The following is a 24,820-nucleotide window of genomic DNA, read 5'->3' as shown; positions in this document are numbered from 1 at the left end:
ACTCTCCACAAGTGACGTTCGGGTCGCGGTTATCCACAGGGCGCCCGATTCCGGTCGGAAATGTCGGTGGGGCGGCGAAGCCTGGGCGCATGGACCCACTGCGAATCATCACCGCCACCGAAGGCTTCTTCACACGCCGTGAAGCGAAGAACGCCGGCTATGCAGACCGCGAGATCACCAGCGTCGTCCGTCAGGGCGCATGGCACCGGATCAGACGCGGGGCGTACGTCTTCGCCGACGAATGGGCAGGGCTCGACGCGGTCGGACGTCACCGTGTGCGTGCCCGAGCCGTGCAACGATCGCTGGGCGGCAAGATCGCTCTGAGTCACGTGTCGGGCATGGTCGCGCACGGGATCGACCTGTGGGGTGTGGACCTCACTAAGGTGCACGTGACCAGGCTCGATGGTGCCGGTCGACCGCTCGAGGGAGACGTCGTCCATCACCTGGGTGCCGTCGAGGAGGACGAGATCGAGACACGCGACGGGCTGCGTACGCTTCCAGCGGTTCGATGTGCGCTGGAGACCAGCCTCCAGGCCAACGACGAGGTCGCCCAGTGTCTTCTCGATGCCGGCCTTCGAGCGAAGGCGTTCACCAAGGAGGAGCTGATCGCCGAATACAAGCGGATGAACCAGTGGCCCTTCAGCCATCCGCTCGGAGCCGCTGTGGGGCACGCGGATCCGCTGTCGGGCTCGATCGCGGAGTCGCGCTGTCTGTGGCTGTTTCGGGTCGGAGGCCTGCCGCGTCCGGAACTCCAGGTGCCGGTGTACCGCGCCGACGGTTCACTGGTCGGCATCGTCGACTGGGCTTGGCCCCAGTTCCGGTTGTTCGGCGAGTTCGACGGCAGGGTGAAGTACGGAAAGCTGCTCAGGCCCGGTCAGTCGCCCAGCGACGCGGTATTCGAGGAGAAGCGGCGCGAGGACGAGATCCGAGAGATCACCGACTACCGATTCGTGCGTGTCGTCTGGGACGACCTGGACTATCCGCGGCGGACGTTGGCTCGGTTCGAGTCCCGGATGCAGATCGCCAGCTGAACACCCACGGTGGTTGACTGGCCGCGTGGCCAGGCTGATCCTCATCAACGGAATGCCCGGCGTAGGAAAATCCACGCTCGCCAGGCGCTTCGCCGCCGACCACCCTGGCACGCTGGTGTGTGACATCGATCTTCTGCGCACCTACATCAGCGGGTGGCGAGACGACTTCATCGGCGCCGGCGCACGGATCCGGCCGGCGGCGCTGGGGCTGATCCGCGGCTACCTCAGCGAGGCCGGCGACGTCGTGCTCCCACAGCTTTTCGCCCGAGTCAGCGAGCTCGAACGCTTCGAGCAGGCGGCGCGCGACGCCGGGGCCGAGTTCGTGGAGGTCATGCTCGAGGCCGTAGAGGACGACGCGCTGCTCCGATTCCACGGACGCGACGACGGCTCCGACCCGTGGCACCCGATCGTGCGCGAGATCGTGGCGGAGTCCGGGGGCGACGAGCACCTGCGTGCGTACGCTTCCAAGCTCGCCGACCTGGTGACCCAGCGCCCCGCCACCAAGGTCGTCCCGAGCGTCGCGGGCGAGCTGGAGGCGACGTACGACGCCTTGCACGCCGCGCTGGGCGGATGCTGACCGAGTTACCTCGGTAAACAGACACTGCCTTCGTGGAACTCCACGAAGGCAGTGAGGCTCGACCGAGTTACCTCGGTGAACATCCCGCGCGCCCGCCGACCGATCGGTCAGCAGCCGGCAGGACTCAGTGAGCGGTGTTCTTGAACCGGTCGATGGACGCGGCGATCTCCGACTCCGCGGCGGCCTTGCCGACCCAGTCGGAGCCCTTGACGGTCTTGCCGGGCTCGAGGTCCTTGTAGTGCTCGAAGAAGTGCTTGATCTCGTTGAGCGTCCACTCGTCGACGTCGGCGAGGTCCTGGATGTGGTCGAAGCGGGGGTCGCAGGGGACGCAGAGGACCTTCTCGTCCTGGCCCTTCTCGTCCTCCATGACGTACATCGCGACAGGACGGGCCTGGACCAGCACACCGGGGAACAGCGGGTAGGGGGTCAGCACCAGCGCGTCGAGCGGGTCGCCGTCGCCGCCGAGGGTGTCTTCGATGTAGCCGTAGTCTGCGGGGTACATCATGGAGGTGAACAGAACGCGGTCGAGACGAAGCCGATTCGACTCGTGGTCCACCTCGTACTTGTTGCGGGATCCCTTGGGGACCTCGATCAGTACGTCGAACTCCTGCGTCACTTCTCTGCCTCCAGACAAACCCAAAAACGGAATGCCGGACAGTCTGACACCGATTTGTGTCAGATCCGGCATCGAGGAGGATATCCGTGGAGTCCCAGAGCCCGCCGAAGTGGCCTTCCGAGGAGCCGGAAGAGGGTCGCGGGAAGCTCGCGATCGTCGTGCCGCTGGTGCTCGCGCTGCTGGTGGGGACGGCGGCAGCGGCGTACGCCTTGGGGTGGGTGCGCTACGCCCAGGGCAACGTCGCGCCGACCCCGCCGCCGGCCCCGCTGAACATCGCCGCGGTCAGCCCCGCAGCGGTCGCGGGCGAGCAGACGAAGACCCCCGGAAAGCCCGATCAGGCCGCGCTGGAACGGGTGATGCGCGAGATCGTCGGCGACAAGCGTCTCGGCCGACACCTCAAGGCGGCGATCGCGCCGCTCGAGGGCGCCCCGCTGGTCACCCACGGCACCGGGGCCGCGACCCCGGCGAGCGTCACGAAGGTGCTGACGAGCGTGGCGGTGCTGGAGGCGTACGGCCCCGAGCGCAGGTTCGAGACCAGCACGACGCTCCAGGGGCGCACCCTCACGCTCGTCGGCGGGGGTGATGTATCTCTCACGACCAGCGACCTCGACGCCCTCGCCGCCGAGACGGCCCGGGAGCTCGGCACCACCAAGACGGTCACCCTCGCCTACGACGACAGTCTCTTCGCCGGTCCGATGATCAGCCCGGCCTGGCGGCGCACCTACCTGGGTGAGGAGGTCGGCGGGATCACCGCGCTCTCCGTCGACCACGGCGGGTCCCAGGCGCGGGGTTACAGCCAGGACCCGTCCCTGCAGGCCGCCGAGCAGTTCAAGAAGGCACTGGCCAAGCACGGGATCAAGGTCGCCGGCAAGCCCACCCGGGGGACGAAGGCGGGCACCCAGCTCGCCGTACGTCACGGCGACACCCTCCGTGAGATCGTCGAATACACGCTGCAGCACAGTGACAACCAGCTCGCCGAGGTGCTCGCCCGCCACGTCGGGGTCGCCGACGGTGACGCGACCTTCGACGGCTCCACCGCGGCGATCACGGCCCGGCTGAAGGAGCTCGGCATCGACACCACCGGCCTCGTCCTGCGCGACGGATCCGGTCTCTCCCGGCAGAACCGGATCCCGCCGACGCTGCTGGTGAGCACGCTCCAGACCGCCGCCAACCCCGACAGTCCCGAGCTCGCGCCCGCGATGACCGGACTCCCGGTCGCCGGCTGGGTCGGCTCGCTCTCGCGCCGGTTCAACTTCGACGCCGAGCCGGGCCGCGGGCTCGTCCGCGCCAAGACCGGCACCCTCACCGGCGTCTCCGGGCTCTCCGGGATCGTGGTCGACGCGCGCGGGACGCCGTTCGTCGTCGTACTCATGGCCGACGGGTTCAAGCCCGAGCAGACCCTGGACGTACGCGACGCCCTCGACGACGCGATGGCGGCGGTCGCGACGTGTCGATGCTCGGCATAGGGCAGCCGGCATAGGTCTGGTCGGCTACGGTCGTACGCATGACCCATCGTGCTGAGGACCCCAGGCCGTCCGGAGCGACCTTGGTTGACTGGGATCTGGCCGTACGCCTCGGTGCGAAGGTCGCCGGGGACGGCCCGATCGTCTCCCGCGACGAGGCCCAGCAGGCCGTGGAGGAGCTGCGTGCGGACGCCGCGAAGGCGACCGAGTTCGTACGCGACTTCACCGGCCTGGACGCGCCCCGCGACACCGCGCCGGTCCTGGTCGTCGACAGGCGGGGCTGGATCCAGGCCAACGCCGACACCTTCGCCCACGTGATCTCGCCGGTCGTCGACCGGATCACCGCGAAGCGGACGCCGGGAGTCCTCACGCAGGCGGTCGGCTCCAAGGTCAGCGCCGCCGAGGTGGGTGGCCTGCTCGGCTTCATGTCCTCGAAGATCCTCGGCCAGTTCGACCCCTTCTTCGAGCCCTCGGGCCGGCTGCTGCTGGTCGCGCCCAACGCCGTCCACGTCGAGCGCGAGCTCGGCCTGGACCCGACCGACTTCCGGCTGTGGGTCTGCCTCCACGAGGAGACCCACCGGGTCCAGTTCACGGCCAGCCCGTGGATGCGCGACCATCTCTTCGCCCAGATCGAGGGGCTCTCCGAGGCGATGGACCCGGCCTCGATCTTCGACGGCGGCCTGCAGCGGGTCACCGAGGCGCTCAAGGGCAACGGATCGATCGTGGACGCGTTCGCGAAGCCCGAGCAGAAGGAGATCATCGACCGGGTCACCGGGATGATGTCGCTGCTCGAGGGCCACGCCGACGTGGTCATGGACGACGTCGGTCCCGGCGTGATCCCGACCGTCACCACGATCCGCAAGGCGTTCAACAAGCGCCGCCAGGGCATCGGCATGCTCGACCGCCTGCTCCGCCGCCTCCTCGGGCTGGAGGCCAAGATGGCGCAGTACCGCGATGGCGCGAAGTTCGTACGCCACGTGGTCGACCGGGTCGGCATGGAGGAGTTCAACGCCGTCTTCGCCGGCCCCGAGAACCTCCCGTCAAAGGCCGAGATCGTCGACCCGGACGCCTGGGTCACGCGCGTCCTGGCATGAGCCTCCACCCCTCGATCGCAGCCGTACGCCGCCCCGTCCGCGCCACGCTCGAGCAGCTCGAGCCGGGCGAGAAGGTGATCGTCGCCTGCTCCGGCGGAGCGGACTCGCTCGCACTCGCCTCCGCGGCGGTCTTCGAGGGCCACAAGCTGGGGCTGCACGTCATCGGCGCGACCGTCGACCACGGGATGCAGGAGGGCAGCGCGACGCAGGCCGCGAAGGTCGTCGGGCAGCTCGCCGAGATGGGCGTCGACGAGACGGTCACCGCCACGGTCGAGGTGAAGGCCGAGCGCGACGGTCCCGAGGCAGCGGCCCGGCAGGCCCGCTATGCGGTCCTCGATCAGCTCGCCGAGAACCTCGGCGCGAGCGTGATCCTGCTCGGCCACACCCGCGACGACCAGGCCGAGACCGTGCTGCTCGGGCTGACCAGGGGGTCCGGTGCCCGTAGCCTCTCCGGGATGCGCGCGCGGTTCGACCGCTACCGGCGTCCCCTGCTCGAGACGACCAGGATCGACACCGAGACCGCCTGCCAGATCGAGGGTCTCGACGTCTGGCAGGACCCGCACAACCGCGACTTCGCCTACACCCGCGCGCGCATCCGTCACCGGGTCCTGCCGACGCTCGAGGAGGACCTCGGTCCCGGGGTCACCGAGGCGCTGGCGCGCACGGCCGAGCAGCTCCGCGAGGACGCCGACTTCATCGACGACATCGCCGAGGCGATGCACCGCGAGCTCGGCGGCACCCTCCCGGTCGAGACGCTCGCCGGATATCCGCCCGCCGTCCGCACCCGAGTCCTCCGGATCGCCGCCCTCGAGGCCGGCAGCCCGCCCGCGGAGCTCACTCGCGAGCACGTCAAGGCGGTCGACCGGTTGATCACGGACTGGCGCGGCCAGCGCTGGATCGACCTGCCGGGACACCTGCGGGCGCGGCGTACGGACTCGTCGATCGTCTTCGAATCAGGCCCATTCACCGGCAGCATCTAGAGTGGCGCTCATGGACACCGAGTACGTCGGCGACGACCTCGTGAAGACCCTGTTCACCCACGACGAGATCCAGGCGAAGGTCGAAGAGCTGGCCCGCCGGATCGAGAAGGACTACGAGGGCGAGGAGCTCCTGATCGTCGGCGTCCTGCGCGGCGCGGTGATGATCATGGCCGACCTCGCGCGCGCCCTGAACCGTCACGTCGAGATGGACTGGATGGCCGTCTCCTCCTACGGCTCCGGCACGAAGTCGTCCGGGGTGGTGCGGATCCTGAAGGACCTCGACACCGACGTCACCGGCAAGCACGTGCTCGTCGTCGACGAGATCATCGACTCCGGTCTGACCCTGACCTGGCTGACCTCCAACCTCAACTCGCGCGGGCCGGCGAGCATCGAGATCGTGACCCTGCTCCGCAAGCCCGAGGCGGTCAGCATGCCGGTCGACGTGAAGTACGTCGGCTGGGACATCCCCGACGAGTTCGTGGTCGGCTACGGCCTCGACTTCAACGAGAAGTACCGCAACCTCCGCGACATCTCGACCCTCGCGCCGCATATCTACAGCTGAGCCCTGGGGCCTGCCTAGCGGGCCGGCCGCAGGCTGGCGATCACCTTCTCCAGCGCTGCGTCCGGGTTCGACCCCTCGGCGCCCCGGTCGGCGACGACCACGAAGAGCGCCGGGCCCGCGGGTGCGGGCACGGACACCACGGTCACCTCGATGCTCGGCACCGGGCACTTCTGGCTGAGCGGGGTGGCCGTGGCGGTCACCGCGGTCGCGGTGGTCCGGCCACGGTCGACCTCGACCGTCCGCGGCTCACCGAGCGACCCGGTCGGGTTGCTACCGCCGTCGTCCTGGGCAGCCTGCTTGGCCCAGTGCATCGCGGTGGCCTCGATCGAACCCTTGTCGGAGATCGAGCCCGGCGTCACGAAGCCGACCAGGGTGTGCCAGTTGTCGTCGCACCAGTCGTCCCCGTACGTCGCGATCCCATGCATGAGCGCGGTGATCTCGCCGGCGGGTGACTCGAAGCCGGCGAGCGTGTCCGGACCGGGCTCCCAGTCCGGAGGTACGTCGTAGGTCATCCGGTCCTTGGCCGAGGTCACCGGCTGCCAGGCACCGTCGGGGACCGGCGCGGGAGCGACCGACGCCGGCGCGGCCGCGCTCGGTGACCCCGTGGCCGCCGTGCCGGACGGCGGCGCCGCCGGACCACGTACGTCATCGGACTCCTGCGCCACGAGCCGCCAGGCGACCAGCCCGGCAGCGACCACGAGGACGACCAGGAGCACGACGAGCACTCCGACGAGAACCAGGGCGAGACGGCTGCCGGAGCCACCGCCCGACCCCGGTCCCGAGACTTTACTTTCGGCCATGGCGACACCCTAGGACGGTTTCGCTCCGGCACCTCGCCGGATCGCCGCTTTCGCTGATGGCAGAACCGCTCAGGTGGGTTCGGGCACGATTTGGCGTGTACCGTCGTTCTAAATGACGTGCACGCTCCCCGGCGTGCGGTGTCTGACCCCGTAACGGTTGAAAGAAGCCTGTGAAGCGCATATTCAAAGGTCCCTGGCTGTGGATCATCCTGGCAGTGCTCGGTGTGATCCTGGCGCTGCAGTACCTGGCCCCTCGTAACGGCGGCGACGAGATCACCACGAGTCAGCTGACGTCCTACATCGAGAAGGACCAGGTCAAGGAGATCACGTTCGTCGACGGCGACCAGGAGATCAAGGCGACCCTGGTCAAGGGCGTCCGCGACGGCGGTTCCGAGGTCACGACCTCCTGGGTCGACGGCGACCAGGAAGCGCTCATCGAGATGGTGCGCAAGACCCAGGCCGAGGGCGACAACCTCGAGAAGTTCAACTCCGAGGTGGCCAAGCCCTCCGTGCTCGGCTCGATCCTGAGCTTCCTGCTTCCGTTCGTGCTGATCATCGTGCTGTTCCTGTTCCTGATGAACTCGGTCCAGGGCGGCGGTGGTCGTGGGGTCATGCAGTTCGCCAAGTCCAAGGCGAAGCTGATCACCAAGGACATGCCGAAGACGACGTTCGCCGACGTCGCCGGTGCTGACGAGGCCGTCGAGGAGCTCCAGGAGATCAAGGAGTTCCTGCAGGAACCGGCGAAGTTCCAGGCCGTCGGCGCCAAGATCCCCAAGGGCGTCCTGCTCTACGGCCAGCCCGGCACCGGTAAGACCCTGCTCGCGCGTGCCGTCGCGGGCGAGGCCGGCGTGCCGTTCTACTCGATCTCCGGCTCGGACTTCGTCGAGATGTTCGTCGGCGTCGGTGCGAGCCGTGTCCGCGACCTGTTCGAGCAGGCCAAGGAGAACGCTCCCGCCATCGTCTTCATCGACGAGATCGACGCCGTCGGCCGTCACCGCGGCGCCGGCATGGGCGGTGGCCACGACGAGCGCGAGCAGACGCTCAACCAGCTCCTCGTGGAGATGGACGGATTCGACGTACGCGGCGGGGTCATCCTGATCGCAGCCACCAACCGTCCCGACGTGCTCGACCCGGCGCTGCTGCGCCCGGGCCGTTTCGACCGCCAGATCCAGGTGGACGCTCCCGACCTCGCCGGTCGCGAGAAGATCCTGCAGGTCCACGCCCGCGGCAAGCCGCTGGCCGGCGACATCGACCTCGACTCCGTGGCTCGCCGCACCCCGGGCTTCTCCGGTGCCGACCTGGCCAACGTGCTCAACGAGGCCGCGCTGCTGACCGCCCGCAGCGACCAGAAGCTGATCACCAACAAGGCCCTCGACGAGGCGATCGACCGCGTCATCGCCGGTCCGCAGAAGCGTACGCGCCTGATGAGCGAGCAGGAGAAGCTCATCACCGCCTACCACGAGGGCGGCCACGCGCTGGTCGCCGCGGCCCTGCCGGGTCCGGACGTGGTCCAGAAGATCACGATCCTGCCGCGCGGCAAGGCGCTGGGCTACAACCTGGTGATGCCCGACGACGACCAATACAGCCAGACCCGGTCGTCGATGCTCAACAAGCTCTCCTACATGCTCGGCGGCCGTGCCGCGGAGGAGCTCATCTTCCACGACCCGACCACGGGTGCCGGCAACGACATCGAGAAGGCGACCAACCTCGCCCGCGCGATGGTCACCCAGTTCGGCATGACCGAGCGTCTGGGTGCGATCAAGCTCGGGGAGTCCAACGGCGAGCCGTTCCTGGGCCGCGACATCGGCCACCAGCGCAACTACTCCGAGGAGGTTGCGGCCATCGTCGATGACGAGACCAAGAAGCTCCTCGCGACCGCTCACCAGGAGGCGTTCGACATCCTCGAGGAGAACCGGGACGTCCTCGACAACTTGGTCCTGCAGCTCCTGGAGAAGGAGACGCTCTCCAAGCAGGAGGTCGCCGAGATCTTCGAGCCGCTGCGTCGTCGCGACCCGCGTCCGGCCTGGACCGGCTCCGACACCCGCCGCCCGTCCGACCGTCCCGCGGTCGAGATCCCGCAGTGGATCGTCGAACGCGACAAGGAGAACCTCGCCAAGGCGATCCGCGCTGCCGGGAAGCAGTCTGGCACCCAGTCCGCCAACGGTGTCGACGTCACCAAGCCGACCGAGGCCGGTTCGCCCGAGGGCACCCCGCCCGCCTGATACTGAGCACATGTCCGAGACCTTCGATGATGTTGCGCCCGTCCACGTCCCCGAGCGGGACGTGGCGGACGTTCCGGCGTTCGACCAGAAGCGGGCCGAGGCGGCCGTGCGCGAGCTGCTCTACGCGATCGGGGAGGACCCCGACCGCGAAGGGCTGCTCGAGACCCCCGCCCGGGTCGCCCGCGCCTACCAAGAGGTGACCCGCGGGCTCCACCAGGCGCCCGAGGACGTGCTCACCACGACCTTCGACCTCGGCCACGACGAGATGGTCCTGGTCCGCGACATCGAGCTGTGGTCGATGTGCGAGCACCACCTGGTGCCGTTCACCGGGGTCGCCCACGTCGGCTACATCCCGGCGGAGTCCGGCAAGATCACCGGCCTGTCCAAGCTCGCCCGGCTCGTCGACGTCTACGCGAAGCGACCGCAGGTGCAGGAGCGGCTCACCACCCAGGTCGCCGACGCCCTCACCGACATCCTCGAGGCCCGCGGCGTCATCGTGGTGATCGAGGCCGAGCACCTGTGCATGACGATGCGCGGCGTCAAGAAGGCCGGGGCCCGCACGATCACCAGTGCCGTACGGGGCTCGATGCGCTCCAACGCCACCACCCGCGCCGAGGCGATGGCCCTGATCAGGGGTGGCACCCGCTAGTCCTGCGACACCTGGAAGGCTCCTCCGGCCCAGGCCGGAGGAGCCTTCCGGCTCAGTACCGCGAGATGCTCACGTAGCCGGGGCTGCCCGAAGCCGGCTTCTCGACGATGCAGCCGGCGTTGTACGCCGCGTTCCAGGCCGCTCTCTTGGCAGCGCTCGAGGAGGAGTAGGCGAAGTTGACCTGCCCGGCGTAGAAGCACAGCTTGTTCCAGGTCTTCGGCCCGACGATGCCGTCGGAGGTCAGGTAGGTCCACTTCTGGAAGCGCCGGACGTTGGTCTCGGTGTTGGCGCCGAAGCTGTTGTCCACGGTGAGCTGGTAGCCGGTGTAGCCGTAGGACTCGTTGTAGGCCGAGTCGATCCCGTTCAGCATGCGCTGGATGTAGCCGATGCAGGTGGAGTAGCCGCCCCGGGAGTACTGGGTCGCCGTGCAGCCCTTGCCGCTCGTGCCGCTGTAGGCGCTCGCCGGGGCCGCGGTCAGGGCGAGGCCGGCGGCGACGACGGTCGAGACCAGGAGGCTGGCGAATGCTCCTGAAATCCACTTGCTCATGAGTGTGTCCTCAACTTTCTGGGATCCGTGGATCCGTGTGTCCTTCGGTCGAAGGGCAGCCGCCACGTTAGGAACGCCGCGGGACGGCGGGTACCAACGAATCCGCGATCTCCGGGACCGAAACCGCAGTGGGTAGGGTCGTGCAGGTGAAGGTCATGGGGATCGTCAACGTCACGCCCGACTCGTTCAGCGACGGCGGACGGTTCTTCGCGACCGATGACGCCGTGGCCCACGGACACCAGCTGCTCGCGCAAGGGGCCGACCTGCTCGACATCGGCGGCGAGTCGACGCGCCCGGGGGCGACCCGGCCGTTGGTGGCCGACGAGCTCGCCCGGGTGGTGCCGGTCATCGAGACGCTGGCTCAGGAGGGCGCGACGCTCTCGGTCGACACGATGCGACCTGAGGTTGCCGAGGCGGCGCTGAAGGCGGGCGCCAAGATCATCAACGACGTCTCGGGCGGTCTGGCCGACCCCGGGATCCTGAAGGTCGCGGCCGAGCACGATGCGACGTACGTCGTGATGCACTGGCGCGCACACGGCGCGGAGATGCAGCACGACGACCACCTCGTCTACGCCGACGGCGTGATCGCCACGGTGAAGCAGGAGCTGGAGCAGCGGATCGAGGCGGCCCGAGCGGCCGGGATCCAGGACGACAACATCGTGATCGACCCGGGGCTGGGGTTCTCGAAGACGGCCGACGACAACTGGCAGCTGCTGGCCGGGGTGGAGGAGTTCCACAAGCTCGGCTACCCGGTGCTCGTCGGCGCCAGCCGCAAGACCTTCCTCGGCCACCTGCTGGCCGCTCCCGACGGCACGCTGCGCCCGGTGACCGAGCGGGAGAGCGCCCACGACGCGATCACCGTCTTCCTGGCGCAACGTGGTGTCTGGGCCACGCGTGTCCATGACGTACGTGCCGCCAAGGACGCCCTCGCGGCGGCCGCGAGACTGGGGATGATTCGATGAACATTGAGGAACCTGCCGACGAAATCCAGATCCTCGGTCTGGAGTGCTACGGCCACCACGGGGTGTTCGACTTCGAGCGCCGCGAGGGGCAGAAGTTCATCATCGACCTGGTCATCGGCACCGACTCCCGCAAGGCCGCCGCGACGGACGACTTGCAAGACACCGTGGATTACGGAAGTCTCGCGATGGCGGTCAAAACCAATGTTGAGCGCGACCCGGTGGACCTCATCGAAACGCTTGCCCAGCGGATCGCGGACATTTGCCTTGCAGACATCCGCGCACTTTGGGTACGTGTTACGGTTCACAAACCGGGGGCGCCTATCGAAGCGACGTTCAAAGACGTCACCCTGACGATCACCCGGAGGCAGAGCACGTGACAGAAGTACCCAACCCGTACATCATCGACGCCGACACGCTCACCGGGGAGATGCGGCCGATCCGGCGGGCGGTGCTGTCTCTCGGCTCCAATCTCGGGGACCGGTTGGCAAACCTGCAGGACGCGTTGAACACCCTCGCCGAGACCCCGGACGTCTGGGTGACCACGATCTCGCCGGTCTACGAGACCGAGCCGGTCGACTCGCCCGAGGGTGCCGAGCTCTACCTCAATGCGATCGTTCTCGCCGACACCACCCTCACCCCGACGCGCCTGCTCGACCGTGCGCTCACCATCGAGGACGCCTACGGACGTTCGCGCAGCGGCATCTTCAACGAGCCGCGTACGCTCGACATCGATGTCATCGCGGTCGGCGACAAGATCCTCGAGGAGGAGTCGCTGACCTTGCCGCACCCGCGTGCCCACCAGCGCGCCTTCGTGCTCAAGCCGTGGCTGGACCTGGAGCCGGCTGCGGAGCTTCCGGGCAAGGGACCGATCGCCGCGCTCTTCGAGCAGTCCGACCAGACCGGCATCACCCGCCGCGACGACCTCGTCCTCGAGCTCTGAGCACAGCACCCGAGGATCCCGACCAGGGTCCTGAGAAGGATCCCGCCGACGACGAGCGCCGGCTCCGCCCGATGTCGGGCGGAGCGATCACGGCATGGGCGGTGATCGGGATCGTCGGCGGCTGGCTGGCGCATCCCGTGCTGGAGAGCTGGCGCGGGGTCGCCCCGGTCGTCACCTGGGCGCAGCCGGTGGTGCTGCTGCTGATCGCGGCCACCCTGGGTGTGACGGCGTGGATCACCCACCGCCAGCTGCAGGTACGCGGTGAGCGGATCGAGGCGCACCAGGCGGTCAACCGGCTGGTGCTGGCCCGCGCCTGCACCCTGGTCGGAGCGCTCCTCGCCGGCGGCTATCTCGGCTACGCGGTGAGCTGGCTGGGCTACGACGCCAACACCGCCGCAGGGGAGCGACTGGTGCGCTCGACCCTGGCGGCGGTGGCCGGAATCGCGATCGTGATCGCCTCGCGACTCCTCGAACACGCGTGCCGGGTCCGCAAACAGGATGAAAACTAGCCGTACCGTGGAAGCATGCCTTCCCCATCCGCAACTTCAGTCACACGCAGGCGTCAGCGAAGCACACGCCTGACGGTTGCTGTAGCCCTGCTGGCGCTGGCCGCCATCACGATCGCTGCCGCGGTGACCTCCGGGTCCTGGCTGGTCGTCGTGCTCGCAGCCGTTCTCGGGCTCGCCTGTGGCGCTGCCGCTACCAAGATCACCCACTCCGAGCTCCTCCAGACCCGCCGCGACTGGGCGCGCGACCGCGCCGCGCAGGCCCAGGCCTACCGGGTCGAGTCGGAGAAGCGCGCCGCGGAGAACGCCGAGTTCCGCGAGCACATGGATGCCAAGCTCGCCGACCGCGTCCAGGCCGTCGAGGAGCTCGAGGCCGCTCTGGCCGCTGCTCACCAGCGTGCCGCCGAGGCCGTCCGCCGTCGTGGCGAGGAGGCCCGCCGGGCCGCTCAGGCCGAGCTCCGCGGTGAGCAGCTCGAGGCCAGGCTCCAGGCGGTCGAGGCCGATGCCGCCGAGGCGGCCATCCGGGTCGCCGAGCTGGAGTCGGAGCTGGACGCCGTACGCGCCGAGCTGGAGGCCGAGCGCACCAGCTGGACAGGGGCCCAGTCCGCCTGACCGACGGGCGGCACACGGATGTACGGATGGTGACGGAACGCCAACATTCGCGTCGCGACCTGCGTCGACGCGCGTAAAACGCCACCGTGATGGCCCGATCCATACTCGGGCGGGTAACTGTCGGCGGTCTGCCTCGTTATGATTTTTCCGAACGGGTAACGCGACCGTCGCGTCCCCGCGCTCCGCGGTGACGCCGCGACGAGGGTCGTTGGAAAGGGGGAAGCCGGTGACGTTGATCGCCGAGCAGGCAGTCACGATCACTGAAGGCCTTTCCTACCTACGCGACCTGATGGTCACGTACGCGAAGAGAACGCCGGTGACCTCGGTCGCTGTGCTGGGGAACGCCCCTCTGGGCCCCAGCGACATCCGGGCACAGGCGATCGACGACTCCGACCTGGTTATCCGCGTGAACAGCTTCGTGCTGGATGTCCCCGGCGAGCCGCGCTGCCAGGGGTCGCGGGCAGACGTCGTGGTCTGGAACCGGATCACCCGCCCGACCCGGTTCACGTTCGATCGCTACCGCGAGCGCCTCTACCTTCTCGCCGAGCCCATGCGCTTCCATGGCCGTCCCGAGGTGTGGCCGCAGTCGTGGCCGCCCGATCTGGGGTTCGTGCCTCTCCCCAATGCCGAGATCCTGCCTCGTATCGGCGACGAGCTCGACATCCCCTGGCGCGCAGAGAAGCTGGCTCCGACAACCGGATTCACCGCCGCGTGGCTGGCGGTCAACCTGTTCCCGGAGTGCGACATCCGGCTGTCGGGGTTCTCGTTCATCGATGATCCGGGTCAGACGGAGTGGACCTACCAGGTCGGTGGGTCGTCGCCGGTGGCCCCGGAGCATCGGATCGAGGCAGAGGCGCGTGTGATGACTGACTGGCTCAAGGAGGAACGGGTGTCCCTATGGCGTTGAACCGGCTGCGGGGCGAGGTCATCAGAAAGGTCAGGTCTGCTGCTGAGGCGGAGGAGTCGCGGGCCATCATCGAGGAGCTGCGCGCGATCACCGACCGCCAGCGGGTACGCATCGGAGACCTCGAGCGCGAGCTCGCTCGGGTCAGCCCGCAGGTCGCTGCTCTCGAGGCGCGCCTGGAGACGCTTCGCGACATCGTCGAACGAGGCAACATCGCGACGACCGCTGCGGCAGGCGGCGACGTCGACACCGCCGCGATCTGGGCCGAGATCCAGCGTCAGCAGGAGCAGGTGCGCGCTCGCATCACCGCAGCCACGCGGTTCGAAGAGCGGTTGCGGAGGCTCGAGGAGCGAGCGACTTAAGGTGAAAACCGTGCCGCATCCCGCTCTGAGCATCGTGATCCCGTTCCACAACGTGGAGCCCTTCCTGCAGACGTGCCTGGAGTCGCTCCGCGCCCAGACCTTCTCGGATTTCGAGGTCGTCATGGTCGACGACGCGTCCACCGACGGGTCCGCGATCGTCGCCGACCGGTTCGCGTCGTACGACTCCCGCTTCCGGGTGGTCTCGTCGGAGAAGGTCGGGGTCGGCGTCGCCCGGAACATCGGGGTGCAGAACAGCACGGGCGACCTGCTCGCGTTCGTCGACGCCGACGACTACGTCCCCGAGTACGCGTACCAGCTCATGACGGACACGCTGGCGAGCACCGGGTCCGACTTCGTGGCCGGCAACGCCCGCCGGTTCGACTCGGTGTCGGTCTGGCAGTCGTGGTCCCACCGGCGTCCGTTCGTCACCACCCGGATGGCCACCCACTGCAGCCGCACCCACATCCTCGGCATCGACCGCTACATCTGGAACAAGGTCTACCGGCGCGACTTCTGGGACTCCGCCGGCCTCAGCTACCCGGACATGCTCTACGAGGACTACCCGGTCGCCCTCGCCGCCCACATCCGCGCCCGGCAGGTCGACGTCCTCGCCGACCCCGTCTACTACTGGCGCCACCGCGACGGCGGCGAGGCGTCGATCACGCAGAGCCACTGGAACCTCGACAACCTCGGTGACCGCGTACGCTCCGCCGAGATGCTCTTCGCGATGGTCGACGAGCACGCTCCCTACCTGTCCGACCTGGTGAAGTCGCATCTCACCGCGACCGACGTGCAGGTGCTCGCCCGGTCGATCGAGGACCACCCGGCCGACGAGGCCGGACGCATCTTCGACCTGGCGGCGCGCTACCTGTCGCACATCGACGAGGCGATCCTCAACCGTCAGGGACCGTTCGAGCGGCTCGTGTTCGATCTGCTGAAACGTCGTCAGCGCGACGCGCTGACGACGTTGACCCGCTATCGCGCCGAGCACGGGACCCAGGCGCCGCTGGCCCGCCGGAAGGACGGCTGGTACGCGAAGCTCCCCTCCTTCGAGGACGCCGCGGTCGGCGCTCCCGACTCTGTCTTCCGGCTGGCCCCCGCCTACATGAAGGCCAAGGCGGTGGCGACCGAGGCCTGGTGGAGCGGCTCCCGCGTCGAGGTCCGGGTCAACATCGGCATCAACACCCTCGCGCTGGCCCCACGCACCCGCTTCAAGGTGTGGCTGGAGAGTCCCACCGGTGCCCGGGTTCCGGTCGACCATGTCACCCGGCCGCGGGCGATCCCCTTCGGCCAGGTGGACCGGTCCACGCTCGAGCTGAGCATCGACCCGGCGCGGCTGGCGGGCGACCGTCAGTGGCGCCTGATGATTGACATCCGCAACCGCGACGTCCGCGACGTGATCCAGGTGACGACCTCAGGAGACGGACGCGAGCGGTGGCAGGGCTGGCGGCGCATCGGCAACCGCTGGTGTCGCCCCGGGCGGCTCCCCGGCGGCTTCGGGATCACGGTGCGCGACCTCCCGGACGCGTGGGTGGACCACGCCACGGACCTCGGCGACGAGATCGAGATCCGGGGCGCGTTCCGAGGCACTCCTCCTGCGAGCGCTGAGCTGACGCTCACCGGCCGCGGTGGCTCGGTGGTGACCCATCCGCTGACGATCGGCGAACGGGGGGACCGGGGCATCACGCCGTGGCGGGTGACGGTGCCCGTCGAAGCAGTTCTCGAGAAGTCCGGGCTGGACATGCCCATGGAGGAGATCGTGCCGACCCGGGTGAAGATGATCCGGAAGGGACGTACGTCACCGCTGCCGGTGCATCCCGACTTCCTCGGTTCCCGCTCCCTGATGAAGGGGCGGGCGGTCAACGCCACCCGCGACCCGAACGGCTCCTTCGTCCTCACCGCGACGCCCGACCGCCCGGTCGTGCACGACGCCTGGTGGCAGGGCGAGGATCTGGTCCTGCGTGGCCCGGACGGCCCCCGGCTCGAGTCCACCGGTGCGGTGCTCCGCACCTGGCCGACCCCGGAGAAGCTCCTCGACGTCTCCCTCGACGTGGCCGATCGTGACGGGGTCTTCCTGGTCACCGTGCCCGTGGGTAGGTTGCGGAGCACGGCGGTCGAGCACGGTGCCTGCGAGACGACGCGGTGGTCGCTGCTGGACGGCCGTGACCACAAGCCGATCGTCGTGGCCCGGGAGCTCTGTGAGCGGGTGCCACAGCCCGCCGCGGACGAGGCGGCGAAGCTCGAGTTCGGATGGTCCGACGAGATCCACCTGCGGCTCGCGCCGGTCACGCCCAGCGAGGCGTGACCGGCCTAGCGACGGCCGCCGAGGACCCTTCTGAGCAGACGAGCCGCGCGCCGAGCCCCGGGGACGCGTGCGCAGCGGCCGCGGACCCGCCTGAGCAGGTCTGACGCCCGCTTGGACACCCTGCTGACCGGCGTCGCCCGGCCGGCGCTCAGCTGCTCCTCCAGCTCCTTGATGCGACTGTTGAGGGCCGCGACGTCGCGCCGGGCTGCCATCCGGACCTCGTGGGTCATCGTCTGACGCTGGCGCATCTGCTGCTTGAACCAGGTGACCTGTCCGCGCAGCGCCTCGTTCTCGTCCTTCAGCTTCTGCCGTTCGCTCGGGTCGGCGTCCGTGCTGACCGGACGGGACGCGACCACGGGTGTCATCCCGGTCGACGCGAGTGCGGACTCCCGCCGGCGGCGCACCTGGCGTACGTCGGCCGGGGTCACCGTCATGTCGATGGTCGCCGCGAGCAGGACGGTGAGCTCGTCGCGGCCGCGACCGGCGGGCCAGGGGTGGCGCCACCCGGTCACGCAGAGGAAGGCGGCCAGCTCGTCCAGCAGCCCCAGGAAGATCTCGTCGGCGGACTCGGCCAGCTTCACGGCTGACTCGTGGACGGGGACGACGACGCCGGCGTCGAGGCCGATCTCGTCGACCTGGAGACCGCACCATCGCTCGGGGGCGCCGTCCACCGCGTCGCGCAGCAGGCGTACGTGGCGGCGAAGGCCCGACGCATCGCGCCGTGCCGAGTCGCGCATGGCCTCGACCAGCCACGACCGCTCGGCAGCGACCCAGGTCGTCTCCTCGCCGGTGCGATCGACACCGAGGACGCTCGGGACCGGGGCGAGGCCCCGGGTGACCAGCCATCCGCCGGCGGCTGCCGCGGCTCCCAGCGTGTCCAGCGCCTGGCCCAGCGCCGGCTGGACCTCGCGCAGCGTGGGGGTGTCGGACGGGCGGCCGTGGGCGATGGCGAGCGCCATCGAACAGGCCTCGGGTACCGCCGCCAGCGTCGGAGCGTCGACCTCGGGCCACAGCGTGTGTCCGCGACCCTCGAACCGCGCGGCGGCGTCCGCGAGGCTCCGCGGGATCGACCGGTCGTGGACCGGGAACGACCAGGCGGTGTTGTCGTTGGCGGCCTCGGGTGCGACGGCCCTGAGCTGTGCGAGCGGTGAGGCCGGGTTGGGGACGGCCACGGCCAGACGAGCCTCGGGCGTCGCGACGCCGGCGAGGTGGTCGGAGATCGCGTGCCAGTCCGCCGGGGCCGAGTCGATCGTCGCGACCCGTCCGAAGCCGTCCAGCGCGAGCACGGCGTCGACCGGTCGGTCCGGCGTCCAGGAACGCAGGTCACCGCAGACGACGTCGACCGAGCCGGCGGCGTACCGCCCGGACACGGTCTCGGCGTCGGAGTGCGCGCGGAGGAGGACGGTCGTCGCCGCGGCTCGACCGACGGCTGCATCCAGCAGGTCGAGGTCGTGCGGGCCGACGACGAGCAGGTGGGACGCGCCGCTCGCCGTCGCGACCGCGAGCCGGGTCAGGACCGGTCCTCGGGGGAGGGTGCGGGCATCGGCCAGGTCGGACCAGTCGTACATGTCCCCGGCGATGACGCCGTAGGTGGTCGTCGAGGCGGTGTCGACGTCGTTCATCCAGTGATCTCCCATCCGAAGAGCGCGCGCAGCTCGGCCGGCGACGCCATCGAGTCCAGCCCGAGCTCCTGCACGGTCGTGGCGCGTACGGCCTCGGCGTCGGTCTCGACGCCATGGAACTCAGGAAACAGACGCCTGGCCTGCTCGTTCCCGTCCCGGACGCTCGCGTCCCTGACGTCGGCGAAGGTCATCGGGTCGCCGTAGACAGCGACCTCGGCGCCGACCGACGCGCCGTAGAAGATCGCCGTGGTCAGCCGGTTGGAGGCGACCCGGCGGTGGCGGATCTGCTCGGCGTACTGCTTGTGGAGGAAGCGCTTGTCCGTGCCCTGGCGCAGCGTGCCGCGCTTGCCGTGGCAGATGACCCGGAAGCCGGCGTCCTCGTAGCGGCGACGGATCTCCGGCATGTCGTACTCGATCCAGTACAGGCAGACGGTGACCGGGCCTTCCTCGGTGTCCTTGATCTCCGCGATCAGCCGGTCGTGGTCGCCGCTGACCTCACCGTGGTCCCAGGTGTGGAACGGGTAGAAGATGGTGCCCTCGCGCTCGGCAGGGTCGGGAATCGGCTCGACGTCCTTCTTGAGCTCGAGCAGGTAGTTCCACGGAGCGCCGATCACGGCGTAGTCGCGCCAGCCGATCGCCTGTCCGCGGCGCAGGTTCGCGTGGGACCAGACGAACTTGGGGAAGCCGTAGGGCGGCTCGTGGCCGGGGCCGAAGCCGTGGAGGAGGTTCCAGCCGTGCTGGAGCACACCCCAGATCGTGCGGGGCTCCTCGAAGGAGAGCCCGCAGTACTCGGACAGGATGTGTGCGTGTCCGTACCAGTGATTGCTCGTGTCCAAATGTCAGTCTCCGAGATCTAGCGGCCTGAATCGGCCCGCTCAGGTCGCACGCCGAGGCATGTCTGAGTGTATGTGCGGTTCCGGGTCGGACTTGACCGCGACCACCAGGACCGAAGACCCGAATGCCAGATCGATCCTGGGCAGCAGCCGCTCGTCGATGCGGCTCGCGCCGAGCAGGACCTTCTCGATCGCGGGCGACACCTCGGGGAGCGGCGCGACGCCGCCGCTGGGAAGCTGCTGGGCAGTGCCGCGCTCCTTGAACCGCGTGACCAGCCGCTGGGCCGCGAACATCGGGAACGTCCCCGCGAAGCCGTACGTCGCACGCACCGGCGACAGCCCGGCCGCCCTGACCGCGTCCACCGCCCGCCGCCGCGTGTAGCGCCGGTGGTGGTGGTTGTGGTCGTCGTGGCTGGTCCAGGCCCAGTCGTACGCCGGCACCGACATCAGGAACCGGCCACCGGGGGCGAGGACGCGCGCGATCTCCGCGAGGGCGGTGGCCTCGGGCTCGCAGTGCTCGATGACGTCGAAGGCGGCGACCACGTCGAAGGAGCCGTCGGCGAAGGGCAGCCCGGTCGCGGAGCCGCACACGCCGCCGGCGGCCAGACCGCGCGGGTCGACGTCGAGCGAGACGTGGTGCTCGGCGGTGCCCTCGAGCCAGGTCACGCTCGGTCCGTCCGCGCTGCCGACATCGAGGAGGCGGCGTGGGGTGCCGACGTACGGCTTCATGACGGTCTCGAGGATGCGGGTGCGCGCCCGGTACCACCAGTAGTCACCCTGGGCGATCGACGGAGACCCACCCGCCCGGGTGCCCAGCAGCATGCCCAGCTCGGTCATCGGATGGAGATCTCGCTCACGTGAGTCGGAAGGGCGGACGTGCCAGCAGCGTAGGTCAGCGCGACGTCATCGGCGGTGCGACGCACGCCGACGGCGAACGGTGTTCGTGCCCGTCGCCCGAGCTCGGGCCACACGACGCTGCGGACGCGGAGGTCGCGTACCTGGCCGGGGGAGTCCGCTCCCGGGATGCGCAGCCTCGCCCGGCGCCTGAAGATGCGGTTGATCTCGCCGATGACGGCCGCGAGGGTCACGCCGGTGCCGGCGGCCAGGATCTTGACGACGGCGTTCGATCCGGAGCGCTGGGCGTGCTCGTGAAGCCCGTCGAGGGCCTCGACGATCATCTCGGCGCAGTCGCCGACGTAGAGATAGTCCCGGATCGTGTCGAAGGAGACCCGGACCGGCAGCGGCGTGCCGCGCAGCTGAGCTAGGCACAGCTGGGAGACGAGGCCCTGCGGCTTGGAGAGCTTCTGGCCCGGTCCGTAGAGATTTGTGATCCGGCCGAGGAGCGCCACCGACCCGGTCTCGGCGCAGAACGCGGTCAGCGCCTCCTCCATGGCCAGCTTGGCCGAGCCGTACGCCACCAGCGGGCGCGGCTCGGAGAGCTCGGTGAACGGCGGATCGGCCGAGCCGGCGTAGACCCCGCCAGCGGAGGAGGCAAAGAAGAACGCGGCCCGGGTGTCGGGCCGCAGCGCCGCTCGCAGGTCGGTGAGCACCTCACGGAAGAGCGTCACCTCGGTCTCGAGCTCGTCGGCCGGGGTGGCCACGATCCCGGCGCCCGCGCACCAGGCGACGTTGACGCGGCCGTCCGTCGCCGAGGCGACGAAGGAGGTGAGCTCCGATCTCAGGACGTCGCGCGCGGCGACCGGGTCGTGCCAGGGCACGCTCACCATCCGCACGGGTGCGCCGGAGCGCTCCAGGGCGGTGGCCACGTGGCGACCGAGCAGGCCGCCACCGCCGACGACGAGCGTGGGCGGTCTGGACGGGGACGGGTGGCCGGTCACTCGGCGCGACCAGGTAGCGGCCCATCACGGAGCGGGCCGTTCGCGGGATCGCTGACGATGACGTAGAGCGGCTTGCCCATGGCCATGTTGACCGCGACACCGAGGTATTCGGCGATCACTCCGAGAGTCAGCATGATGGCCCCGGAGCAGACCAGCACAGCCGCCATCAGCGAGGTCCAGCCCTGGACCGGGACCCCGCCGGCGAGGCGGGCGACGACGAGCGCGACCGCGAGGACGATGCCGGAGGCGGCGAGCAGCGCTCCGCAGATGCTGACCACCCGCAGCAGCCGGGTGCCGCCGGTGAGCACCATCCGCCAGAAGTGGGACATCAGGGAGCGGTAGTTGTAGCCCGAGGGCCGCTCGCCCTCCTCGCGCAGCTCCACGGGGCAGGTCGCGACGTCCGAGATCACCCAGCTCAGCGCGACGTCGAGGTAGACCCCGTTGGCGGCGTAGGCGGACACGCTCCGGCCGTACTCGCCCAGGATCAGCCGGAAGCTGTTGAACTGCCGCGCGCTCCCGCCGGGCATGAGCCGGTCGACGACGGCCTTCGAGCCGCGCGAGGTCAGGTTGCGTACCGGACCGTGGGGCGCGAGGTTGGTGGGGCGGGCGTAGACGAGGGCGGCCCGCTCCCGGAGCGCGGTGTCGAGCATCGGCCCGATGTAGGCCGGGTCGTGCTGGCCGTCCTCGTCCATCGTGACGATCCAGTCCGAGCCCGACGACGCCAGGCCGGCGAGGGTCGCGGCGTGCTGGCCGAAGTTGCGGCTCAGCCAGATCGGGCGGACGTTGTCGTACTTCTCGGCGAGCTGCCGGATCGCCAGATCCGAGGTGTCCGGGCCGTGGTCGTGGACCAGCAGGATCTCGGCGATACGCCCCTGGTGCCCGTCCGTCGTGACGAACGGCTCCGCGAGATCGACGATCTCGCTCACCAGGTCCGGAAGCGTGTCGGCACCGCGGTAGACCGGGATCACGACGGAGACAGTGTGGGTGAGGGACATCGCTAGGAAAATAGCGCATCCGGAGGGTCTTCGGTGTACTCCGTGTAGTCGTTTTGTTGGCATGATCGCCCGCGTGACTGCAGACCCGGCAACCGTGGGCGCCGCCCGTGACCCAAAGCCCTCCTCGGACCGCCTGTTCTCGGGCCGCGCGCTCTCCGGAGGATCCTGGTCCGGGCTGCTCCCGGGGGTGCTCGTCGTTGCTCTGACTCTCGTGCTCGCGATGGTCGTGGCCGGCGTCGCTGTCGGTGATGCTCTGCTCTTCACCGGGTACGTCCTGGCGTTCCTCACCTTCCCCGGCACCGTGGTGTGGCGGTCGGTCGCCGGACCTGGACCGGGGCTCGGCAACGACCTGGTGCTCGGCACCATCCTCGGGCTCGTCCTCGAGATCCCGGTCTATCTCCTGCTGCGGCTGTTCGACCTCACGCCGCTGATCTACGGCTACCCGGTCGCGGTGCTGGTCGTCACGCTGGTCGTGCTCCGGCGCCGCCGGCGGGTCGGTCCGGTCGTGGTCGGGCGGGCGAGCCTGTGGTCGTGGGCCGGGGCGGCGGTGGCCTGCGTACAGATTCTGCTGGTCACCAAGCAGATGTGGACCTACCGACCCCTCGACGCGTTGCGGGCGCCGTACGTCGACGAGCCATTCCACCTCGCCATCGCCGGCGACCTGCTGCACCACTTTCCCGCCCAGATGCCGTGGGTCGAGGGCACCCCGCTCTTCTATCACTGGCTGGTCTACGTCCACCTGGCGTCGGCGGCGACGGTCACCCATATCGAGCTCATCGTGCTCATGCGCAGCCTGTCGATCGGGTTGCTCGTGCTGCTCACCGTCGCAGGAGCGTACGCAGCAGCCACCCGCCTCACCGGACGGCCGTGGACCGGCTTCGTCGCTGCCCTCGTCCTCGCCATGGGTGCCACTCCGGACTTCTTCGGCTGGACGAGCCTGGTCGCTCCCGCGCAGCTCGCCTTCGACTCAGTCACCCGTGCCTTCTACAGCCCGACGCACGCGTTCGTGATGCCGCTCCAGATGGTCCTGATGGTGCTGATCGTCGAGATGATCCGGCGGGAACGGTGGCGATGGCGGCCGTGGCTGCTGACGGTGGCCGTCATGGTCGCCGTGGCCGGCGCGAAGTCCTCGGCCCTGCCGACGGTCATCGCCGCCCTGCTGCTCGCGCTGGTCGTCGCTGCCGTGCTGCGCCGCAAGCAGATGGTCCGCACCCTTGCGACCCTGTTCGGGTCGGCCGTGGCCGTCTTCCTGGTCGCGCAGCAGGTGTTCTACGGCGGCGGCACCCGAGCGACGACGATCGACATCAACGGGAGCACCGTCCAACGGCTGGGCATCCTGATGCTGCCGGAGGGGGAGACCCTTCCCGGGTCCGCGCCGGTCTCGATCTGGATCTGCTTCACCGTCGGGTTCGCCCTCGGCGCCGTACCGCTGATCATCGCCCTGGGTCGCGGCGGCTGGCGCCGCCCCGAGCTCGTGTTCCTGGTCGGCCCATGGGCTGCTGGTGCCGGTGCGCTGATGGTCCTGAGCCACCCGGCGCTGAGCCAGGCGTACTTCCTCTTGGGTGCCGCCGGCTTCTTCGCCGTGGCCACCGCCGTCGCGCTCTCGGACCTCCTCCCCGTCGAGCTGTCACGGCGCGACGTCGTACGCATCCTCGGCTGCGCCGCTCTCGGCTGGCTCGCGATGGTGGCCGTGAGGCTGATCGTGGGCGGCAAGATGCCCGCCACCGGCTCGGTCTTCACGTCGACGTTGCTGACCCAGCTCGCGATCGGGCTGCTGGTGCTCGCCGTCGCGGTCGTCCTCGTGCTGGTGTACGCCAGGCGCGCCACGATCGCGGCGATCCCGGCGGTCGTCGCGCTGATGCTGGGAGTCGTGCTCGCCGGCGCACCGCAGACCACGGCCCTCGCCGTGGTCGGCCCCTCGCTCTCCCGGGCTCCCGACACCGACATCATCGGACCTGGTGGGATCGCGGCCGCCCGGTTCGTCCGCGAGCACTCGCAGCCGGACGAGCTGATCGCGACCAACGCCCACTGCATCGGGCTGCCCGTGCCCGACTGCGACCGCAGGAACTTCTGGATCGCGGCGTACGCCGAACGCCGGGTGCTCGTTGAGGGCTGGGCCTACATCGACCCGCTCGTCGTCGGGCAGCCGTCGACCGACCTCAACAACTCGGCCTACCTGCCCTTCTGGGACCCCGAGCTGCTCGCGGCCAACGACGCGGCCATCACCCGGCCGTCGCGGGCGACGATCGCCACCCTGCGCGACGACTACGGCGTCGACTGGCTCGTCGTCGACCGCCGCTACCGCGCCGACCTCCCGGGCATCCGCCGCCAGCTCGGCCAGCCGCGCTTCAAGGGCGGGCTGTACTCCGTGTTCGACCTGCGCTGAGGAGTCCGTGGTTC

At 69.6% G+C, this 24,820-nt stretch carries 25 protein-coding genes; 17 read left to right on the top strand and 8 right to left on the bottom strand.

Translation table 11 applies throughout. The features are described from left to right. Positions 1–89: 89 nt before the first annotated feature. Positions 90–1,031 (top strand): type IV toxin-antitoxin system AbiEi family antitoxin domain-containing protein, encoded by a 942-nt coding sequence (locus G5C66_RS02885; protein WP_165109454.1) that lies wholly within the window; start codon positions 90–92, stop codon positions 1,029–1,031. A 25-nt stretch (positions 1,032–1,056) separates the two neighbouring features. After that, positions 1,057–1,608 carry an AAA family ATPase gene (locus tag G5C66_RS02880; RefSeq protein ID WP_165109453.1) on the top strand — a complete coding sequence of 184 codons (552 nt, stop codon included), beginning with the start codon at positions 1,057–1,059 and terminating at the stop codon, positions 1,606–1,608. Between the two features lie 124 nt (positions 1,609–1,732). Here G5C66_RS02880 and G5C66_RS02875 read toward each other — a convergent pair whose 3' ends face one another. Next, positions 1,733–2,224, bottom strand: a complete 492-nt coding sequence (locus tag G5C66_RS02875; protein ID WP_141796010.1) for an inorganic diphosphatase — start codon at positions 2,222–2,224, stop codon at positions 1,733–1,735. An 86-nt stretch (positions 2,225–2,310) separates the two neighbouring features. Here G5C66_RS02875 and dacB point away from each other — a divergent pair, with 86 nt between their 5' ends. From dacB to hpt, 4 genes are read left to right on the top strand one after another with little or no spacing between them, the layout of a single operon-like run. Next, a complete protein-coding gene (gene dacB / locus G5C66_RS02870) occupies positions 2,311–3,690 on the top strand; it encodes a D-alanyl-D-alanine carboxypeptidase/D-alanyl-D-alanine endopeptidase (protein ID WP_165109452.1) in 1,380 nt (459 codons plus the stop codon). Between the two features lie 38 nt (positions 3,691–3,728). Beyond that, complete coding sequence (locus tag G5C66_RS02865) at positions 3,729–4,781, top strand: zinc-dependent metalloprotease (RefSeq protein ID WP_241248171.1); 1,053 nt, start codon at positions 3,729–3,731, stop codon at positions 4,779–4,781. After that, positions 4,778–5,761, top strand: a complete 984-nt coding sequence (tilS, locus tag G5C66_RS02860; protein ID WP_165109451.1) for a tRNA lysidine(34) synthetase TilS — start codon at positions 4,778–4,780, stop codon at positions 5,759–5,761. Before G5C66_RS02865 ends, tilS begins: the two co-directional genes overlap by 4 nt. A gap of 10 nt (positions 5,762–5,771) precedes the next feature. Further along, positions 5,772–6,323 carry a hypoxanthine phosphoribosyltransferase gene (gene hpt, locus G5C66_RS02855; protein WP_165109450.1) on the top strand — a complete coding sequence of 184 codons (552 nt, stop codon included), beginning with the start codon at positions 5,772–5,774 and terminating at the stop codon, positions 6,321–6,323. A gap of 14 nt (positions 6,324–6,337) precedes the next feature. Here the strand turns inward: hpt and G5C66_RS02850 are convergent, their stop codons facing one another. Then, the gene (locus tag G5C66_RS02850; protein WP_165109449.1) at positions 6,338–7,123 is read right to left on the bottom strand and encodes a DUF8017 domain-containing protein; all 786 of its coding nucleotides are present in this window, start codon (positions 7,121–7,123) and stop codon (positions 6,338–6,340) included. Between the two features lie 170 nt (positions 7,124–7,293). Between G5C66_RS02850 and ftsH the strand changes: the two genes are divergently transcribed. Both ftsH and folE read left to right on the top strand, forming a co-directional pair. Continuing rightward, positions 7,294–9,345 carry an ATP-dependent zinc metalloprotease FtsH gene (ftsH, locus tag G5C66_RS02845; RefSeq protein WP_165109448.1) on the top strand — a complete coding sequence of 684 codons (2,052 nt, stop codon included), beginning with the start codon at positions 7,294–7,296 and terminating at the stop codon, positions 9,343–9,345. A gap of 10 nt (positions 9,346–9,355) precedes the next feature. Then, entirely contained in the window at positions 9,356–9,994 is a 639-nt protein-coding gene (folE, locus tag G5C66_RS02840) for a GTP cyclohydrolase I FolE (protein ID WP_206443658.1), read from the top strand. Between the two features lie 52 nt (positions 9,995–10,046). Here folE and G5C66_RS02835 read toward each other — a convergent pair whose 3' ends face one another. Continuing rightward, positions 10,047–10,541, bottom strand: coding sequence for a peptidoglycan-binding domain-containing protein (locus G5C66_RS02835; RefSeq protein ID WP_165109447.1), 495 nt, complete (start codon positions 10,539–10,541; stop codon positions 10,047–10,049). Between the two features lie 155 nt (positions 10,542–10,696). Here G5C66_RS02835 and folP point away from each other — a divergent pair, with 155 nt between their 5' ends. From folP to G5C66_RS02795, 8 genes are all read left to right on the top strand, one after another. Then, a complete protein-coding gene (gene folP / locus G5C66_RS02830; RefSeq protein WP_165109638.1) occupies positions 10,697–11,503 on the top strand; it encodes a dihydropteroate synthase in 807 nt (268 codons plus the stop codon). Beyond that, the gene (gene folB / locus G5C66_RS02825) at positions 11,500–11,880 is read left to right on the top strand and encodes a dihydroneopterin aldolase (protein ID WP_165109446.1); all 381 of its coding nucleotides are present in this window, start codon (positions 11,500–11,502) and stop codon (positions 11,878–11,880) included. The genes folP and folB overlap by 4 nt, the downstream gene beginning before the upstream one ends. Then, on the top strand, positions 11,877–12,443 hold the full coding sequence (gene folK, locus G5C66_RS02820; protein ID WP_165109445.1) for a 2-amino-4-hydroxy-6-hydroxymethyldihydropteridine diphosphokinase: 567 nt from the start codon (positions 11,877–11,879) through the stop codon (positions 12,441–12,443). Before folB ends, folK begins: the two co-directional genes overlap by 4 nt. 71 nt (positions 12,444–12,514) lie before the next feature. Beyond that, positions 12,515–12,952, top strand: coding sequence for a DUF3180 domain-containing protein (locus tag G5C66_RS02815; RefSeq protein WP_165109444.1), 438 nt, complete (start codon positions 12,515–12,517; stop codon positions 12,950–12,952). Between the two features lie 15 nt (positions 12,953–12,967). After that, on the top strand, positions 12,968–13,561 hold the full coding sequence (locus tag G5C66_RS02810) for a hypothetical protein (protein WP_165109443.1): 594 nt from the start codon (positions 12,968–12,970) through the stop codon (positions 13,559–13,561). Between the two features lie 226 nt (positions 13,562–13,787). After that, complete coding sequence (locus G5C66_RS02805) at positions 13,788–14,468, top strand: hypothetical protein (RefSeq protein ID WP_206443657.1); 681 nt, start codon at positions 13,788–13,790, stop codon at positions 14,466–14,468. Then, positions 14,459–14,827, top strand: coding sequence for a hypothetical protein (locus tag G5C66_RS02800; protein ID WP_165109442.1), 369 nt, complete (start codon positions 14,459–14,461; stop codon positions 14,825–14,827). Before G5C66_RS02805 ends, G5C66_RS02800 begins: the two co-directional genes overlap by 10 nt. 10 nt (positions 14,828–14,837) lie before the next feature. Then, on the top strand, positions 14,838–17,132 hold the full coding sequence (locus tag G5C66_RS02795) for a glycosyltransferase (RefSeq protein ID WP_165109441.1): 2,295 nt from the start codon (positions 14,838–14,840) through the stop codon (positions 17,130–17,132). Positions 17,133–17,137: 5 nt separating this feature from the next. Here the strand turns inward: G5C66_RS02795 and G5C66_RS02790 are convergent, their stop codons facing one another. From G5C66_RS02790 to G5C66_RS02770, 5 genes are read right to left on the bottom strand one after another with little or no spacing between them, the layout of a single operon-like run. Next, a complete protein-coding gene (locus G5C66_RS02790) occupies positions 17,138–18,754 on the bottom strand; it encodes a hypothetical protein (protein ID WP_165109440.1) in 1,617 nt (538 codons plus the stop codon). After that, positions 18,751–19,590 (bottom strand): hypothetical protein, encoded by an 840-nt coding sequence (locus G5C66_RS02785; protein ID WP_165109439.1) that lies wholly within the window; start codon positions 19,588–19,590, stop codon positions 18,751–18,753. Before G5C66_RS02785 ends, G5C66_RS02790 begins: the two co-directional genes overlap by 4 nt. A 39-nt stretch (positions 19,591–19,629) precedes the next feature. Beyond that, positions 19,630–20,424: a class I SAM-dependent methyltransferase gene (locus G5C66_RS02780; RefSeq protein WP_165109438.1), complete on the bottom strand. Its 795-nt coding sequence runs from the start codon at positions 20,422–20,424 to the stop codon at positions 19,630–19,632. Beyond that, a complete protein-coding gene (locus G5C66_RS02775) occupies positions 20,421–21,425 on the bottom strand; it encodes an NAD-dependent epimerase/dehydratase family protein (protein ID WP_165109437.1) in 1,005 nt (334 codons plus the stop codon). Before G5C66_RS02775 ends, G5C66_RS02780 begins: the two co-directional genes overlap by 4 nt. Next, a complete protein-coding gene (locus G5C66_RS02770) occupies positions 21,422–22,420 on the bottom strand; it encodes a glycosyltransferase (RefSeq protein ID WP_165109436.1) in 999 nt (332 codons plus the stop codon). The genes G5C66_RS02775 and G5C66_RS02770 overlap by 4 nt, the downstream gene beginning before the upstream one ends. A gap of 73 nt (positions 22,421–22,493) precedes the next feature. Here G5C66_RS02770 and G5C66_RS02765 point away from each other — a divergent pair, with 73 nt between their 5' ends. Beyond that, positions 22,494–24,806 (top strand): hypothetical protein, encoded by a 2,313-nt coding sequence (locus tag G5C66_RS02765; protein WP_165109435.1) that lies wholly within the window; start codon positions 22,494–22,496, stop codon positions 24,804–24,806. Positions 24,807–24,820 lie beyond the last annotated feature (14 nt).

This window comes from Nocardioides turkmenicus (genome assembly GCF_011045035.1).
In the GTDB taxonomy this organism is placed as follows: Bacteria; Actinomycetota; Actinomycetes; order Propionibacteriales; family Nocardioidaceae; genus Nocardioides; species Nocardioides turkmenicus.
The sequence above is the reverse complement of the archived record's forward strand: the minus strand, read 5'-3'. Positions and strand labels throughout refer to the sequence as shown.